This is a genomic window from Paraconexibacter sp. AEG42_29, assembly GCF_040581415.1.
Classification (GTDB): Bacteria; Actinomycetota; Thermoleophilia; order Solirubrobacterales; family Solirubrobacteraceae; genus Paraconexibacter.
The window spans coordinates 975,804-991,896 of sequence record NZ_CP114014.1 but is presented as its reverse complement, the minus strand read 5'-3'; the positions used below and the strand labels follow the sequence as shown (position 1 = coordinate 991,896).

The following is a 16,093-nucleotide window of genomic DNA, read 5'->3' as shown; positions in this document are numbered from 1 at the left end:
CCGGCGAGGCCCGGCGCGATGACCGAAACCGACAAGACACGCTGCCGCGCGTGGCGCATGCTGTCGGAATGCAGATCGACCTTCCCGCAGCGGCGGCGTTCATGGCCACCCATGGGCGCCTCCTGGACCGGCGTCGCTTCGAGCGGCTGAGCGAGCCCGACGGCGAGGCCGCGCCGTTGCTCGCCGCGCTCGAGCCCTACCGGAGCGCCGACGGCGGCTACGGTCGCGGGCTCGAGCCCGATCTGCGGTCGGCGACGAGCCAGCCCGGCGGGGCGCTCCACGCCTTCGAGGTCTTCGCCGACGCTGCCCCGGCGACCAGCCCGCGCGCGGCCGAGCTCTGCGACTGGCTCGCCCGGGTCACGCTCCCCGACGGGGGCCTGCCGTTCGCGCTGCCCGTCCCCGACCCGTCCGGGTGCGCGCCGTTCTGGACCGACGCCGATCCGGCGGCGTCCTCGCTGCAGATCACCGCGATCGTCGCCACGGCCGCGTGGCGCGTCGCCGACCACGACCCGGCCGTCGCCGCGCACCCGTGGCTCGCGACCGCGACCGACTACTGCGTCGCGGCGGCCGGCCGCCTCGGTCCGGACGCCCACGCCCTGGAGCTGGCCTTCGCGCTGCGTCTTCTGGATCGCGTGCACGACGGCCATCCGGACGCCCCCACCGTCCTCTCACGGCTGGCGGAGCTGATCCCGCCGGACGGTCGCCTGCCCGTCGCCGGTGGCCTCGCCGACGAGGCGATGCGGCCGCTCGACCTGGTCCCGGCCCCCGGCACCGCGCTGCGCGCACACATCGCACCGGCGCTGATCGACGACGAGCTCGAGCGCCTCGCCGGCCAGCAGGAGCCGGACGGCGGCTGGCCGCTGGAGTGGGCGAGCTACTCCCCGGCCGCCGCGCTCGAGTGGCGCGGCCAGCTGACGGTCCGCGCGCTGCAGCTCCTCAGGGAGAACGGCGCCCGGTGGTGAGCGACGGATCCCGTCTGCGTGTGAACGTGCGGTGTCCTGCCGTTGACAGCGGCTCCTACGGTGGGACGCTCGGTAGCCCCGCGGCTACCCGCCGCACACCAGCGAAAGACGGAGGCACCCCACATGCCCACGACCTCGCACGGTCAGCGACTCACCCCCGTCGACTCCGCCTTCCTGAAGGTGGAGACGAACCGGGCCCACATGCACATCGGCTGGAGCGCCACCTTCACCGTGGCGCCGGGAGCCGCGCGTCCCACCGTCGCCGGGCTCCGCGACCGCGCGGCCGCCCGCCTGCACTGGCTGCCGCGCTGCCGGCAGCGGCTGAGCGCGTCGCCGCTCGGCCCGCTCGGCGAGCCGCGGTGGGTCGACGACGAGCGGTTCGACCTCGACGCGCACATCGTCGAGCTGACCGGCGCGGAGACCGTCGTCAGCGACGAGAGCTTCGCGCGGCTGCGCGACGCGGTGCTGTCCGAGCCGCTCGACCGCACGCGGCCGCTCTGGCAGGTGGTGCTCGTCCCCCGGCTCGGGGACGGGCGCGTCGCGGTCGTCGGCCGGGTGCATCACGCGATGGCCGACGGCACCGCGGCGTTGCTGCTCGCGGGCCTGCTCCTGGACGCGGACGCCGAGGACGGTGCGCCGGTCCCGTGGACCCCGGCGGCTGCACCCGGCCGCCTGAACGCTGCTGCCGGCGCATTGGGCGACGGCGCGGGAGTCGCGCGATCGCTGGTGCGCGAGGGCATCGGTGCAGTTCGTCGCCCACGGTCCCGTGCTCAGGCGGGACTGCGCACCGCGCGGCAGCTCGTCGACACCGTCCGCGAGGACCTGCTTTCACCCGCGTCGCCGTCGGGGTCGATCGTCAACGCCGCGAACGGGCCGCGGCGGACCCTCGTCGGCCACCGGATCCCGCTCGCCGATGTCCGCGCCGCACGGGCCGCACACGGGGGGACGATCAACGACGTCGCCCTCGCGATCGCATCCGGGGCGCTGCGTGCCCTGACCATCGAGTCCGGCCACGAGCCCGTGCCGCTGAAGGCGATGATCCCGGTGAGCGTGCGACGACCGGAGGAGTACGGCGAGCTCGGGAACCGGATCTCGCAGGTGACGGTGTGGCTGCCGCTCCACCTGGACAGCGCCGGCGCACGACTGGCGGACGTCCGGCGGCAGACCGAGCGGTTCAAGCAGACCGGCCGCGCGGACGGGCAGCAGACGCTGCTCCGCGGGGTCGGCCTGCTACGCGGCCCCGCGCGCGACGCCGCGCTGCGCGTGGCGGCGTCCGCCCACGCGTTCAACCTGACGGTGTCGAACGTCCGCGGCCCGCGGGACCCGCTACGCCTGTTCGGCGCGCAGCTGGACGAGCTCTGCCCCGTCGTCCCGATCGGGCACGCCCACGGGCTGGCGGTCGGCATGGTGTCCCACGACCAGGACCTCCACCTGGGGCTGCACGCCGACCCGGACGCGCTGCCGCGCGCGGTGGACCTGCCGCGCCTGCTCAGCGCCGAGGTCGACGCCCTGCTGGACCGCAGGCCGGCACCGCGCGTGAACGGCCGTTTCACCCGGGTGGCGACCGACGCGCCGCTGGTCCCGGTCCCGGTCGGATGACGGCGACGGGCGCGCCCCCGAGGGGTGGCAGCACCACGTGTCGGAAGACGACACCTGACGCTGCCACCCCCTGGCGCGCCCCCCGGCGGTGGCAGCACCACATGTCGAAAGACGACACCTGACGCTGCCTCCCCCTCCCGGTGGGGCCGGACCCGCCACCGGCCGCCGGCCGTCAGCCGTCGTGGCCCTTCAGCCGCCGATCGACGCGCTGGCGCTGAGCGTGCTGCCGGCCCAGCTGCTCCCGCGCACGGGTCGCGGCCTTGCGGTCGTCGACCCACGCCTGCTCGCGCGCGAGCTTGTGCCACGCCGCCACGCGCTCGACGTCGACGGTCGCCACGACCGCGCACCCTGGCTCGCCGGCGTGCCCGCAGTCGGCGAACCGGCACGCGGCGGCGGCCGCCTCGATGTCCGCGAACGCGCTGCCGGTGCCGTCCCAGAGACCCACCTCGCGGATGCCGGGCGTGTCGATCAGCAGGGCGCCGCCCGGGAGCGCGACCAGCTCGCGCGTCACGGTCGTGTGCCGGCCGCGGCCGTCGAGGTCGCGGATGGCCCCCGTCGCCTGCCGGTCCTCACCCAGGAGGGCGTTGACGAGCGTCGACTTGCCCGCGCCCGACGGCCCCAGCAGGACCGCGGTGGTCCCCGGCGCGAGCATCGAGCGCAGCGTCCCGAGGCCGTCCCCGTCGGCGGCGCTCACCGCGACCGCGTCCGTCAGGCCCAGCTCCCTGGCCAGCGGCGTCGCGCGCAGCCAGGCGTCGGGATCGAGGTCTGCCTTCGTCAGGAGGAGCGCCGCGGGGATGCCGCCGGCCGAAGCCAGCGCCGCCAGCCGCTCGACCCGCCGGGGGTTCGGGTCCGGGAGCGACTCGACGACCAGCGCCAGGTCGACGTTGGCCGCCAGCACCTGCGCACCGCCCGCCGGCCCGGCCGCCCGCCGGACGACGGTGCCGCGGCGGTCGAGCACCGCGGCGATCGCGCCATCGGGGTCAAGGGCGACCCAGTCGCCGGTGACGGGGGTCAGGCCGTCGCCGCGCCGCAACCGGCCACGTGCCGGCGCCAGCAGGGGTTCGTCATGGCCGGCGACGGCGACCAGCCACCGGTCTGGGTACTGCGCAAGCACGCGGCCCGCGATGAGGTCGTGGTCCTCACCACCCAGCTGCTGCAGCTCGAGGACGAGGTCGGTCCGCCGGCCGGGGCCGGACGAGGGGGGAATCATTGAGAAGAGCTCCTACTTGGCTTCGCGAAAGGGCACGGACGCGGAGACCCGCCGGACACGCAGCACGGGCGTGTCGGCGGGCGCTCAGGCGGCCGCGGCGAAAGCGAGGCTGTGAAGCTGATGCTGCATAGACCGGGGACGCTACCGGCTCGGACGCCGGTTGTCAGCTGCTGTGCGCGGCGGCACGGGTGTGAGGCAGCTCACACGCCACAAGTCGATGTCACATGGTTTGATGTCACATATGGCGACTCTCGGTCTGACCCTGGACACCGCCGAGCTCGGGCGCGAGCGGGAGCGGCTGGCCCGCGAGGCCGCCGCGCTGGCCCGTCCGCGGATCTGGACGGACACCATCGGGGCGCTGGCGGGCACCGCGTGGCGGGCGATCGCGAGCGCCGCACCGGACGCACCGCTCCTGCTGCTGACGACCGCCGCCACCGCCGCCGGCGCGCCGGCCACCGGGCCGCTCAGGACCGAGCCCGGGGCGATCGCCGGCGCGCAGCGGCTCGTCCGCCGCGGCGGGCCCGCCTACATCAAGCTGGGCCAGTTCATCGCCAGCGCCGACGGCATCCTGCCGCCCGCCTGGGTCGAGGCCTTCGCCTGGTGCCGCGACGACGCGCCGCGCCTGCCGTTCGAGACGGTGCTGGACGTCGTCACCCGCGAGCTCGGCGAGGACGCCCTGGCCGTGATCGACGAGCACGCGCTCGCGGCCGGCTCGATCGGGCAGGTCCACCGCGCGTGGCTCGCGGACGGGACAGCGGTCGTCGTGAAGGTCCGCCGCCCCGGACTCCGCCGCCGCCTGCGCTCGGACATCGGCGCCCTGGCCCTGGCCGCCGCGGGGGCGGAGCGGCTGACGGACGCGGTGGGCGTCCTGAACCTCCCGGGGTTCGTCGAGCTGTTCGCCCAGCTGACGCTCGAGGAGCTCGACTTCCGCCTCGAGGCCCTGAACCTCGTCGAGAGCGCTGCCATCTACGAGGACTGCGGCCTCGACTTCGTCCAGGTCCCGCGGCCGATCGCCGGCATGGTGACCGAGCGTGTGCTCGTGATGGAGCACGTGGCCGGGGTCCCCTACGACCGCGCTGCGCAGGAGCTCGGAGCGGACGTCGACGGCGAGCGCCTGCTGCAGGTCGCGATCGGCGGCGTCCTGACCAGCACGTTGCTGCACGGGCTGTTTCACGGGGACCTGCACGCCGGGAACGTCCTCGTCCGCCGCGACGGGACGTTCGCGCTGGTCGACTTCGGCATCTGCGGACGCCTGACGACCCCGCAGTGCCAGAGCCTCGGCGCGTACCTCATGGCGTTCGCCGGCGGGGACGCGGCCGGCCAGATCGCCGCGCTGAGCCGGTTCGGCGCGATCCCGCCGGACGCCGACCACGCGGCGCTCGTCACCGAGCTGGCGGCGGAGCTCGCGCGCCTGGACCAGCGCGCTGACGGTGCGGTGACCTTCCAGCGGCTGGGCGACACCGTCGGCCGCCAGCTGGCGATCCTCGCGCGCAGCGGCTTCCGGATGCCGAAGCCGCTCGTCCTGTTCTTCAAGAACCTGCTCTACCTCTCGAGCTTCGCCGCCGCGATCGCCCCGGGCGCCGACCTCTTCACCACCATCGAGCGCGCCCTCGCGGACCTCGATGCCGACCACGCGCAGGCCCTCGCGGCGACGCTCGCCGCGTGACGTGGGGGACGCGCAGCGCCGCCACCGCTTACCCGTGAGGTAATCGCGGTGCGTCGTCCCGCCGGGGAGCCTGGTCGCCATGCCCTCCCCCACCACTCCCCCGTCCCGCATCGACGTGATGCGCGAGTTCGTCCCCGGATCGCCGCTGGTCCGCCACCTCGGCATCGAGCTCGTCGCCCTCGAGCCCGACCGCGCCGAGCTGCGCCTGCCCTACGCGAGCCACCTGCCGACGCTGGCCGACGTCGTGCACGGCGGCGCCATCGCGAGCCTGATCGACACCGCCGGGATGGCGTCCACGTGGGCCGTCGACGAACCGGCGGAGTCGCTGCGCGGGTCGACGATCACGCTCAACGTCGAGTACCTGGCGGCCGCGCACGGCAGGGATCTGACCGCGGTGTCCGTCGCCGTCAAGCGCGGGCGCAGCATCTGCTTCAACGAGGTCCACGTGACCGAGCCGGACGGGCGCCTCGTGGCGCGCGGGTCGGTCGTGCAGCAGCTCGGCTGACCCCGAGCGCGCCCGCCCTCCGCCGAACGCCTGGTGGCAGTTGGGCTCGCGAAAGCCCCCGGCGGATGACGCCGCCCGTCCTCCCGGCGTCCCTAGGATGCCTCGGACCTTGGACCCGACGCCCGCCAGCGACACCCGCCGCGCGATCGCACGCGATGCCGCCGGGGTCGGGGTCGCCGTCGGCCTCTACGCGGTGTCGTTCGGGGTGCTCGCCGTCGCCGCCGGGGCGAGCACCGCGCAGGCGATGGCGATGTCGCTGCTGGTCTTCACCGGCGCGTCCCAGTTCGCGTTCATCGGGGTGATCAGCGGCGGCGGGGGCGCAGCAGCCGCCCTCGCCCCGGCGCTCGTGCTGGCCGCGCGCAATGCGGTCTACGGCCTGTCGGTCGCGCCCCTCCTGCGCGGCTCGCTCGGCGGCAGGCTCCTGCGCGCACAGCTGGTCATCGACGAATCGACGGCGATGGCACGCGCCCAGGACACCCCTGAGGACGCGCGCTTCGCGTTCCTGGCGACCGGCGTCAGCGTCTTCGTCTGCTGGAACGCCGGGACGCTGATCGGCGCGCTCGCCGGCTCGGGGCTGGGCGACCCCCGCGACCTGGGCCTGGACGCGATGTTCCCGGCTGCCTTTTTGGCGCTGCTCAGCCCGCAGCTCCGTCGCCCCGGCGCCCCGCGGGTCGCGGTCACCGGCGCCGCGATCGCGTGCGTGCTGATCACGCTGACCCCGGCCGGGATCCCGATCGTCGCCGCTGTCCTTGCGCTGCTCCCGGCGGCGCGCGTCACGTGGCGCGACCGTGGCCGGCCGGCGGCGGCGGTGCGCGCATGACCTGGGGCGCGATCCTCGGGCTGGCGCTCGTCTCCTACCTGTTCAAGGCTGTGGGCCCGGTGCTGATCGGCGCCCGGCCGATCCCCGACGGGACGCGGGCGCTCCTCGACCTCGCAGCCGTCCCGCTGCTGGCCGCGCTGATCCTCGTCCAGACCGTGAGCACCGACGGGAGCTACAGCGTCGACGCCCGGCTGCCCGCGCTCGGCGTCGCCGCGCTGCTCATCTGGCGCCGCGCGCCGTTCCTGGTCGTGATCCTCGCTGCGGCCGCCACCGCCGCGACGCTGCGCCTCGTCTGAGCGCGGACGCGACCACTCTCGCGGGTGCCGCACACTTGCGGGTAGCGTCGTCGCAGTGCCGACCGATCCAGTCCAGGCCGTCGACGTCGCCAAGCGGCGGTTCGGCGATCACCCGCAGGCCCGGGCCCTGCACGCCAAGGGCACCTGGGTCAGAGGTGTCTTCACGGCGACCCCCGAGGCCAGGTCGCTCTCGCGGGCAGCCCACCTGCAGGGGGACAAGATCGACGTGCTCGCGCGCTTCTCCAACGGCAGCGGCGACCCGCAGTCCGCCGACTACAAGCCGGACGTGCGCGGACTTGCGGTCCGCTTCACGTTGCCGGGCGGCGGCGAGACGGACCTGCTGGCGCAGAGCGTGCCGCGGTTCTTCTCCCCCACCCCCGAGCACTTCGTGGACTTCATCCGCGCGAACACGGGCCGCACGTCGAACGTCAAGCTGCCGCTGTTCCTCGCGCGGCACCCGGCGGCCGCGCGTTCGCTCCCGGTCAACGCGCGGGCACTGGCCCCGGTGTCGAGCTACGTCAACTGCCGCTACTTCACCGTGCACGCGCTGCGCTGGACGAATGCGCAGGGGACCGCACAGCACGTGCGCTGCGACTGGCGCCCGGAGGCGACGGAGATCCGGATCTCCGAGGAGGAGGCGCGCCACCGCGGGCACGACTACCTGGCCCAGGAGCTGCGCGAGCGCCTCGGGACGTGGCCCGCCCGCTTCATCCTCGACGCGCAGATCGCGGACCCCGACGACCCGGTCGACGACCCTTCGCAGCACTGGCCGGACACGCGCCGCCGCGTCGACGTGGGGACGCTGACCTTCACCGAGGTCATCGACGATCCCGAGGCCGGCGGCGACATCGTCGTCTTCGACCCGTCGCGCCTGACCGACGGCATCGCGTCGACCCGCGACCCGGTGCTCGCCTTCCGGCCCGCGGCGTACAGCGAGTCGGCGCGGCGGCGGGCGGGCCCAGCGCGGTGACCTGCGTCGAGCACCGATGAGTTGGCGGGTCCTGCCTCGTCCTCGGAGCAGACCGTTCCGCCCTCACCCCGGAGATCCGCCATGGCCGACGCCGCTGACACCACCTCGAAGGTCAAGGGACCCGCGTCCTACTTCCCGTCGATCGAGAAGCGCTACGGCCGCCCCGTCGCGGAATGGCAGCAGGTCGTCCGCGACAGCACGCTGACACGGCACTCCGAGCTCGTCGCACTGCTGAAGGACGAGCACGGACTAGGTCACGGCCACGCGAACGCGATCGTCGCGCACACGCTGGCCGAGCAGCGCGGCTGACCGCTCGGGCGGTCGGCCACCGCCGCGGCGCGTCCTCAGCCCTCGCCGGCCGGCTGGTTGCGGTTCCACTCCATCCAGCCGACCCCCGACCGCCCGTCGGCCGCCGCAACGCGGACCATCGCCCGCGGGAAGTGCGACACCCGGCCGTCCGGGGCGACCAGGCGCAGCGCGCCGAAGGCCACCGGCTCCACGTCCAGCGCCAGCTCATCCGGACCGGTGACGAGCGTCGCGCTCGTGATCAGCCCGTTGTCGGCCACGACCTCGGTCGACGTCGCGGTCGCGATCTCCAGCACCTCGCCACCGGCCTGGATGTAGCCGACGCCCATGCCCGGCGCGGCCGGAGTCGTCACCGTGTGCGTCCGCGTTCCGTCCTCCAGGTGCAGCCCGCTCCACATCCAGTCGGCCGCCCACCAGTCGCGGGAGCCCCACGAGTGGTCGCGCTGCCCCGGGCCGGCGAACGCGATCTCCTCGTCCCCCACCCGAACGGTCCCGCTGACGCGGCACGGGATCTCGTAGCGGGTCGACGGCCGCCACTGGTACGGGACGCCGTCCGTCTCCCAGACCAGGTCGAGCTCGACGTCCACCGGGGTTCCCGGCTCGGCGCGCAGCGGCTCGGACTCGTCCGCGTGCGCCGCCCCGACCCCGGCGAGCGTCACCCGGAAGCGCTGCAGCGGCTCCTCGCAGCGCTGCGTTGCGCGCAGGCCCTCGATGTCGATGACCTGCGACTCGTCGTCCTGCGCCGGCAGCGGCGCGGCGTCGTCCACGACCATCACGGCGGGACGACCCGGGCCGACGATCGCGGCCGTGTAGAGCGCGACCTCGCGGTTGGGCAGCCGGCCGAGCCGGACGTAGACGCCGAGCGTCCCGTCGTCGCTGACCGCGTCGAAGTACCAGCTCTCGTTCCACGTCTGCTCGGGACCGGGCTCGTGGCGGCCGCTGTCGTCCGTGGCGGCGGGCCGGAGCGCCTGGGGGCGTCCGGCGTCGACCGCGGGCAGCAGCGACAGCGCGTCGAGGTCGAGGACCTGCTGCGCGGCGCGGGCGAACCAGGCCATGAACATGTCGTCGCCGCGGTCGGTCCGGACCGTGACCATCGACGCCGCGATCACCATCAGCAGGCCGCCGAAGGTCTGCCGGCGGTACTCGGCCCAGCAGGCGTCCCAGTCGAGGCTCCTGACCCCGTGAACGCCGAGCTCGTCGACGTACGCGCGGACCAGCGCCTCCTCGTGCGCGCGGCGGACCTCGGCCGGCAGCGCGCCCCCGAGGAAGTAGGCGACGTCGTACATCGCCGGCCCCCAGGAGACGGTCTGCCAGTCGACCACCTTGCAGTCGCCGGCGGCGAACAGCAGGTTGTCGAGGCGGAAGTCGCCGTGGACGAGCCCCATCGGCGGGCGCAGGTCGCCGGCCCAGGCGTCGATCACGGGGACGAACCGCCGGGCAACCTCCGCGTGCGCGTCCGCGACCCGGCCGTCGTAGCGCTCGAGGAACCCGGGCAGCAGCGCAGTGAGCAGCGTCTGCGTCAGGGGCGAGCCGACGTTCAGCCAGCCAGTGGTGCCCACGTGCAGGTCGCCCAGGACCGGGGCGTGGACGCGCGCCAGCGCCCGCACCGCGACCCCGGCGTCCTCCACGGAGCAGCCCGCGATCTGGTCGCCCTGCTCGGCGCCGGCGATGTCCTCGAGCACGAGGGTGAACCACCCGTCCGCCGCGTCGTAGACCGCCAGGTGGCAGGCCGGCAGCGGGCCGCCGATCCGCCCCGCGAGCTCGCTGTAGAACGACACCTCGCGGGAGTAGGCGCCCATGCCGACACCGGTCGCGCGGCTCGTCGGGTCGTCCGACGCGAGCTTGACGACGACGGTCTGCCCGCCGTCGTACGTGACCCGGTGGCTCTGGCTCATCTGGCCGGTGCCGATCGGGCGGGTGTCGGTGACGGTCAGGCCGTCCTCGTGCAGGACGGACGACAGCCACGCCCCCGTGATCTGGTCGGGCGTGTGGATCAGCAGGTTGGACATCGGGTGGTTCCTCTCATGGACGGTGTGCGGCAGCCTGCGGGGGACAGACACTGCCACCCCGGCCGGGCTTACAGGCCCAGCGGGGCGTACGGCCCGATGATCAGGTGCTCGAGGACGCCGGTCCCGTGCTCGGCGTCGCCCGTGACCGCGTCCGTCGCCGTGACGTCGCACAGCACCTGCCGGTGCCAGCGGTGCAGCTCGTCCGGGGACGGTGACGTGAGGTCGATCGCCTCACGGGCCACCTCGAGCTCCCCGTGGGCGAGGCCGTGCGACCAGACCGGGTGGCGGTAGCCCAGGCCCTGCATCTCCAGGTGCGTGCGCGGTGCGTACGACAGCGTCAGGTCGGTGCCGTCGTCGGCCTGCACGCGTAGCTCGGCGCCGGCGACCCACCGCGTCCCTGGATGCAGGATCGGCGTCATCACCCCGTGCGCGTGGACGTGGCCATCCTCGCCTGACCCGTCCGGGCAGATCGTCGCGCGGGTGTTCCACGGGCGGCCCGCGGCGTCCGCGTTCAGGTGCCAGAACAGCGTTCGACCGGGCAGCCGGACGGGCGTCCACAGCCAGGCGAACTGCGGCTCGCGCGGCGGCAGGTAGGGCTGCGGGTCCGGCGCACCGGTGGGACGGATGCCCCACGAGCGGTCGCGCAGGCCCATCACGCCGTCGCCGAGCGTCGTGCGGACGCCGTCGACCGACACCCAGCCGGCCACCGTCGTCGCCTGCGAGAGCCGCGTGTAGTCCATGAACGTGCGCGGCCCGATGCGGTAGATGAACCGCGGCTCCTCGATCGGGAAGTGCTGCCCGGTGAACGTCAGGTCGGCAGCCAGGCCGTCGTGCTCGTCGACCGTGACACGCAGCTGCCGCAGCGGCTCGACGATCTCGATGGCGACTGGCCCGACGCGCAGGGTCGCGCGGTCGGAGTGCAGCGTCTTGGAGGCGTGCAGCGAGTGCTGGACCCCGTCGACCACCACCGTGAGATGGGCGTCGGCGACGTTCAGGTGCGGGTACATCCCGAACGCGACGGCGACCATGAGACCCGACGGCGCGTCGAACGCCCCGAAGTACGAGCGGTCGTAGAAGTTGCGATCGGTGCCCGAGACCGCGATCGGCTCAGGCGTCTGGTGGACGTGCCACTCGTCAGCCGCGGTCAGCATCGTGCCACTCCAGGAAGGTCTTGACGAGGGGGTCGGTGGCGGCCTCGGCCAGCGGCAGCGCACCGCGCGCGACCAGGCCGCGGTCGCCGTCGACGGAGACGGTGTCGCCCTCCGCGATACCGGTCGGCCCGGTCCCGCAGACCGCAGGCTTCTCCAGCCCGCGAGCCACGACCGCGGCGTGCGAGGCACGCCCGCCGCGCTCGGTGACGACGGCCGCGGCGGCCAGCACGCCGGGCAGGTCGGCCGGCGCCGTCGTCGGCCGGACGAGGACGACCTGCTCGCCCGCGTCGCTGCGGCGCTGGGCCGACTCGCACGTGAGCGCGGCCACCCCGACGATCGCCCCGGGCGAGCAGGCCAGGCCACGCGCCAGGACGTCGCCCTCTGGCGGCTCCTCGGCGAAGACCGGAGCACGCGCGGCCTCCAGCTGCTCGTCGGTCACGCGCGCCAGCGCCTCCTCCTGCGTGATCAGCCCCTCGTCCACCAGCGCCACGGCCAGCCGCACCGCGGCCCGGCCCGACCGCTGACCGACACGCGTCTGCAGGATCCAGAGCGTCCCCTCCTCGATCGTGAACTCGATGTCGCAGAGGTCGCGGGCGTCCCGCTCGAGCAGCGTGCAGACGTCGTCGAGGCCGGCAGCCACCTCGGGCATCCGCTCGGTCAGCTCCGCCACCGGCAGCGTGTCCCGCTCGCCCGCGACCACGTCCTCCCCCTGGGCGTCGAAGAGGATGTCGCCGTAGGCGCCGGGCGCGCCGGTGGCCGGGTCACGGGTGAAGCACACGCCGCTGCCGGACGTCTCCCCCCGGTTGCCGAAGACCATCCGCTGGACGACGACCGCCGTCCCCATGTCGTCGTCGATCCCCTTGTGCCGCCGGTAGGCCTTGGCCCGCGGCGAGTTCCACGAGCGGAAGACGGCCTCGACCGATTCGAGCAGCTGGCCGCGGGCGTCCGGAAACGCGGCGCCCCCCTCCGCCTCGATGAGCGCCAGCAGCGCCGTGCACCGGTCGCCGGCGCCGCTGCCCGAGGGCAGGTCCAGCAGCGCGTCCTCGACGACCCCCGCGGAGATCCCGCGCACCGTCGTCGCGAAGCCGTGCAGCAGCCGCTCGAACGAGGACTCAGCGAACGACGCGCTGCCGCTCGACTGCTCGAGCGCCGCGGTCCCGGCCGCGGTCAGCCCGACGTTCAGGATCGTGTCCATCATGCCCGGCATCGACACCGGCGCGCCCGACCGGACGGACAGCAGCAGCGGCGCCGCGTCGTCGCCGAACGTCCGACCTGCCCCCGCCTCCAGCGCGGCGATCCGCTCGTCGATCTCCGCGACCAGCGCCTCCGGGAGCGCGCCGTCCGCCAGGTAGCCCCGGCCGCACGGCGTGCCCAGGATGAAGCCCGGCGGGACGGGCAGCTCCAGCGCGACCATCTTCACGAGGCCGGCGCCCTTGCCGCCGAGCAGCGCGGGGTCGGCCGACGGGGCGTCGTCGAACGCCCAGGTCAGGCGACCCGAGTCGACGGCGGACATCAGTAGGAGCCCTCCTCCTCGCGGGAACGGCCGAGCGTCTGCAGGTAGTCCTCGTGCAGCTCCATCCAGACCGTGTGCAGTGACTCGAGCTTCACGCTCGTGACCCAGTCGAACTCGCCGGCCTCGACCTTCGCGAGGGCGTCCTTCAGGCGGGCGTCGTAGCCACCGAAGCGCGGCAGCTGCTCGGTCGTCCGGCGCAGCACGGGCTCCACCCGGCCGACGATGTCCGCCAGCTCGCCGACGAGCTCCCAGCGTCCGTCCTCGTCGGCGGACTGCCAGCGTGAGTTGAGCGCCTTGAACGGGCCGTTCGCCGCCAGGAAGCGGTCGTAGATCGGCGCCAGCGCGTCCGAGTCGAGGGACTTCAGCTCGGCGCTCAGCAGCGCCGCGTGCTTCGCCGTCCCGGCCTCGGTCAGCATCCAGCCCGCCGGCGTCTCGATGACCAGGCCGGACTCCGCGAGCGCGGCCATGTCCCCGGGCGGATCCGCGACCGAGCCGCGCAGCGCGAGCGGGTGCAGGTCCGCCAGCGGGACCTCGTCGAAGGCGCCGTCCGGCAGCGGCGGGAAGCCCGTCCCCGTGATGAACAGCTTGCCGACGAGCTGCACGCCGAGGCCGTCCCGCACGAGTGGGTAGTAGGCCTGCGAGGTGACCTCGTCGAGCTCCCAGAAGTCGTGCTCGTTCACCATCTCGTCCCAGACTCCGGCGGCCCGGGCGATTGCGGCGATGAACTCGCCGTAGTAGACCTGCGCGCCGCAGCTGATCTTGTCGCGGTTGGACATGCCCGCGATGCGCTTGTAGAGCTTCGTCGTGGCGGGGTCGCAGACGTCGAGGATCGCCTGCATCTCCGCCTCGTCGATGCGGCGGATCGCGGACGCCGGCGTGTCCCACGTGTCGCGCACGTAGACCGACGCGGACACCAGGTGCTTGAGGTAGTTGCCCGGCTTGGTGAACAGCGTCCCGCCGTCCATCAGCGCGGTCTCCAGCGTCGCGCCAGCCGTGTCGAACACCATCGCCTGCGTGATGCAGTGCGGCAGTTCGTCCGCGACGTCGTGCCAGTGGTACATCGGGTCGTGCAGGAAGTGGTCGCGGACGATCATGAACTTCCCGTCGCCCAGGTCGTACGGGCCCGTGTCGTTCAGCCCGCTGCGGTTGTCGAAGTGCAGCAGGAACCCGAGCATCTCGGTCGCGGCGTTGAACGTGTTGAAGAGCTTGCGGCGCGACTCGTCCTCGAGCGTGACCTGGTCCTGCGCGAAGCGGTCGAGCCAGACCTGGTCCAGCATCGGGGCCTTGTACCCGCGCATCGACGTGAAGATGTCGCCCGAGCCCCACAGGCCCTTATAGAGGCGGCGCATGAACTGCAGCAGGACACGGGAGTCCTCGGCGCGATCGTCCGTCGACGCGATGCCGAGCTCGCCCAGGAGCGCCCGGCCGAACATCGGCGTGAACCCCGAACACCAGACGTGCAGCAGGTTGACCTTGTTGGCCGGCTCGCGGCGGGCGGTCGCCCCGATGTCGACCAGGCCGTCGACCCCGACCTTGTCGAGGATCAGCCGGTAGAAGTCCGGGTAGCGCTGCCACTGCTGGATGCAGCCGAAGCACTCGTACTCCTGCCGCGGGATCAGGCCCGACTCGCCCTCCGTGGCGCGCAGCGCGAGGAAGTCCCAGATGTTCCACGCCATGTAGCGCTGCAGCTCGTTGGCCTCGGTGACCGTCAGCTCGCGCTGCGTGTTCTCGTCGGTCAGCTGCAGGATGTCGGTGGTGAACGGCGCGCGGATCTGCTTGTCGCCCTCGGCGCCGTGCGGGATCTGGCCCTCGAAGTTCTCGAGCAGGACCTGGATCTGCTCGGCCATCGCCGCGGCCTCGGCGTCGGCGTCGGTGGGCTCCGGCGGCGGGGTGTCGTCGACGGGCGCACCGGGCTCGGCGAGGACGCAGCCGTCCTTCGTGGTGATGTCGAGGCGGAGGCGGACGCCGTCGGCGGGGATGACCTCGCCGCGGGCCGAGCGCACGCCCTTGGAGAAGGTCACGCCCATGATGCACGGGATGCCGTACTCGCGGGAGAGGATGCCGAGGTGGCTCTCCGGATGACCCTGGAGCGTGACGACGCCCTTCACGCCCGCGGTCAGCGCCGGCGTCAGGAACGTCGTGGTCCCGCCACGCGCGAGCACGATCGTGTCGGCGACGTCGCCGCCGGTGACGAAGGCGATGACCGCCTGTGGGGTGTCGAGGAAGACCACCGGCCCCTCGACCGTGGTGTCGTCCTCGAAGACGCTGATACCGCGTCCGACTTCCGTGTACTCAAGCGTTTCCATGGTCGATCTCTCTCCTGTCTCTCTTTACCTGACGCCCAACAAACCGCCGTCGACCCGGATGTCGACGGCGTTGACCCAGCGGGCCTCCTGCGTGAGCAGGAAGGCGATCAGCGGTGCCATGTCGTCGGGACGGCCATGCCGGCCGACGATCCCGGCGGCGGCGGCCATGCGGTCCGCCCCCATGGTCTGCTCGAAGTCGCCGAGGATCGGCGTCTCCGTCGGCCCCGGCGAGACGCTGAGCGCCCGGACGCCGTCGTCCAGCCCGGCCTTGGCCTGCCGGCACGTCAGCGCGAGCAGGGCCTTCTTCGTGAAGTCGTAGGTGCTGGTGCCGTCGAGGCCCTCCGCGGTCACCCAGGCGACGGCCTCGGCGTCGGTCCCGTCGAGGACCGCGTCGACCTCGCCGGCCGACCGGGTCGAGCGCTGCGCGGCCACCGAGGCGACGTTGACGATCGCGCCGCCACGGGCGATCCGCGGACCCAGCGCGGCGCCCAGGCAGCGCGGCGCGAGGAGGTTCACCAGCGTGATGACGGGCGGCGTGTGCGTGCCGGGGACTCCGGCGACGGACGCCAGGCCGCCGAGCCGGTCCGGCAGCGTCGCGATCATCGCCCTCACGGCGTGCCCGTCCGACAGGTCGCACGCGCGGGCGTCGACCCCGTCCGGCCCCTCGGCACGGAGGTCCAGGCCGATGACCGGGGTCCCGGTGGCGACGAGCAGCTCGGCGACGGCGCGGCCGATCCCGGACGCGGAACCGGTGACGACGACGGGGAGCGCTTCGGTCAC

At 73.9% G+C, this 16,093-nt stretch carries 14 protein-coding genes; 8 read left to right on the top strand and 6 right to left on the bottom strand.

Annotation, left to right across the window (positions count from 1 at the left end; all coding sequences use genetic code 11):
- The first annotated feature begins 68 nt into the window (after positions 1 to 68).
- Together DSM112329_RS04735 and DSM112329_RS04730 are read left to right on the top strand one after the other, a co-directional pair.
- Complete coding sequence (locus DSM112329_RS04735; protein WP_354700661.1) at positions 69 to 962, top strand: hypothetical protein; 894 nt, start codon at positions 69 to 71, stop codon at positions 960 to 962.
- Between the two features lie 123 nt (positions 963 to 1,085).
- Positions 1,086 to 2,561 carry a wax ester/triacylglycerol synthase family O-acyltransferase gene (locus DSM112329_RS04730; protein ID WP_354700660.1) on the top strand — a complete coding sequence of 492 codons (1,476 nt, stop codon included), beginning with the start codon at positions 1,086 to 1,088 and terminating at the stop codon, positions 2,559 to 2,561.
- A gap of 172 nt (positions 2,562 to 2,733) precedes the next feature.
- On the opposite strand, the gene rsgA is transcribed toward DSM112329_RS04730, so the two are convergent.
- The gene (gene rsgA, locus DSM112329_RS04725) at positions 2,734 to 3,771 is read right to left on the bottom strand and encodes a ribosome small subunit-dependent GTPase A (protein WP_354700659.1); all 1,038 of its coding nucleotides are present in this window, start codon (positions 3,769 to 3,771) and stop codon (positions 2,734 to 2,736) included.
- Between the two features lie 241 nt (positions 3,772 to 4,012).
- Between rsgA and DSM112329_RS04720 the strand changes: the two genes are divergently transcribed.
- From DSM112329_RS04720 to DSM112329_RS04695, 6 genes are all read left to right on the top strand, one after another.
- Positions 4,013 to 5,437 (top strand): AarF/ABC1/UbiB kinase family protein, encoded by a 1,425-nt coding sequence (locus DSM112329_RS04720; RefSeq protein ID WP_354700658.1) that lies wholly within the window; start codon positions 4,013 to 4,015, stop codon positions 5,435 to 5,437.
- Positions 5,438 to 5,516: 79 nt separating this feature from the next.
- Positions 5,517 to 5,942: a PaaI family thioesterase gene (locus DSM112329_RS04715; RefSeq protein ID WP_354700657.1), complete on the top strand. Its 426-nt coding sequence runs from the start codon at positions 5,517 to 5,519 to the stop codon at positions 5,940 to 5,942.
- Between the two features lie 109 nt (positions 5,943 to 6,051).
- Positions 6,052 to 6,762, top strand: coding sequence for an AzlC family ABC transporter permease (locus DSM112329_RS04710; protein WP_354700656.1), 711 nt, complete (start codon positions 6,052 to 6,054; stop codon positions 6,760 to 6,762).
- Positions 6,759 to 7,058 carry an AzlD domain-containing protein gene (locus DSM112329_RS04705; RefSeq protein ID WP_354700655.1) on the top strand — a complete coding sequence of 100 codons (300 nt, stop codon included), beginning with the start codon at positions 6,759 to 6,761 and terminating at the stop codon, positions 7,056 to 7,058. The genes DSM112329_RS04710 and DSM112329_RS04705 overlap by 4 nt, the downstream gene beginning before the upstream one ends.
- Before the next feature lie 55 nt (positions 7,059 to 7,113).
- Positions 7,114 to 8,028, top strand: a complete 915-nt coding sequence (locus DSM112329_RS04700) for a catalase (protein ID WP_354700654.1) — start codon at positions 7,114 to 7,116, stop codon at positions 8,026 to 8,028.
- Between the two features lie 81 nt (positions 8,029 to 8,109).
- Positions 8,110 to 8,337 (top strand): DUF4287 domain-containing protein, encoded by a 228-nt coding sequence (locus tag DSM112329_RS04695; protein WP_354700653.1) that lies wholly within the window; start codon positions 8,110 to 8,112, stop codon positions 8,335 to 8,337.
- A 35-nt stretch (positions 8,338 to 8,372) separates the two neighbouring features.
- On the opposite strand, the gene DSM112329_RS04690 is transcribed toward DSM112329_RS04695, so the two are convergent.
- From DSM112329_RS04690 to DSM112329_RS04670, 5 genes are all read right to left on the bottom strand, one after another.
- Positions 8,373 to 10,343, bottom strand: coding sequence for a phosphotransferase (locus DSM112329_RS04690; protein ID WP_354700652.1), 1,971 nt, complete (start codon positions 10,341 to 10,343; stop codon positions 8,373 to 8,375).
- A 68-nt stretch (positions 10,344 to 10,411) separates the two neighbouring features.
- A complete protein-coding gene (locus tag DSM112329_RS04685; protein WP_354700651.1) occupies positions 10,412 to 11,494 on the bottom strand; it encodes a hypothetical protein in 1,083 nt (360 codons plus the stop codon).
- Positions 11,478 to 13,007 (bottom strand): pyruvate, phosphate dikinase, encoded by a 1,530-nt coding sequence (locus tag DSM112329_RS04680; RefSeq protein WP_354700650.1) that lies wholly within the window; start codon positions 13,005 to 13,007, stop codon positions 11,478 to 11,480. Before DSM112329_RS04680 ends, DSM112329_RS04685 begins: the two co-directional genes overlap by 17 nt.
- The gene (locus DSM112329_RS04675) at positions 13,007 to 15,313 is read right to left on the bottom strand and encodes a PEP-utilizing enzyme (protein ID WP_354700649.1); all 2,307 of its coding nucleotides are present in this window, start codon (positions 15,311 to 15,313) and stop codon (positions 13,007 to 13,009) included. Before DSM112329_RS04675 ends, DSM112329_RS04680 begins: the two co-directional genes overlap by 1 nt.
- Positions 15,314 to 15,337: 24 nt before the next feature.
- Positions 15,338 to 16,093: an SDR family oxidoreductase gene (locus tag DSM112329_RS04670; protein ID WP_354700648.1), complete on the bottom strand. Its 756-nt coding sequence runs from the start codon at positions 16,091 to 16,093 to the stop codon at positions 15,338 to 15,340.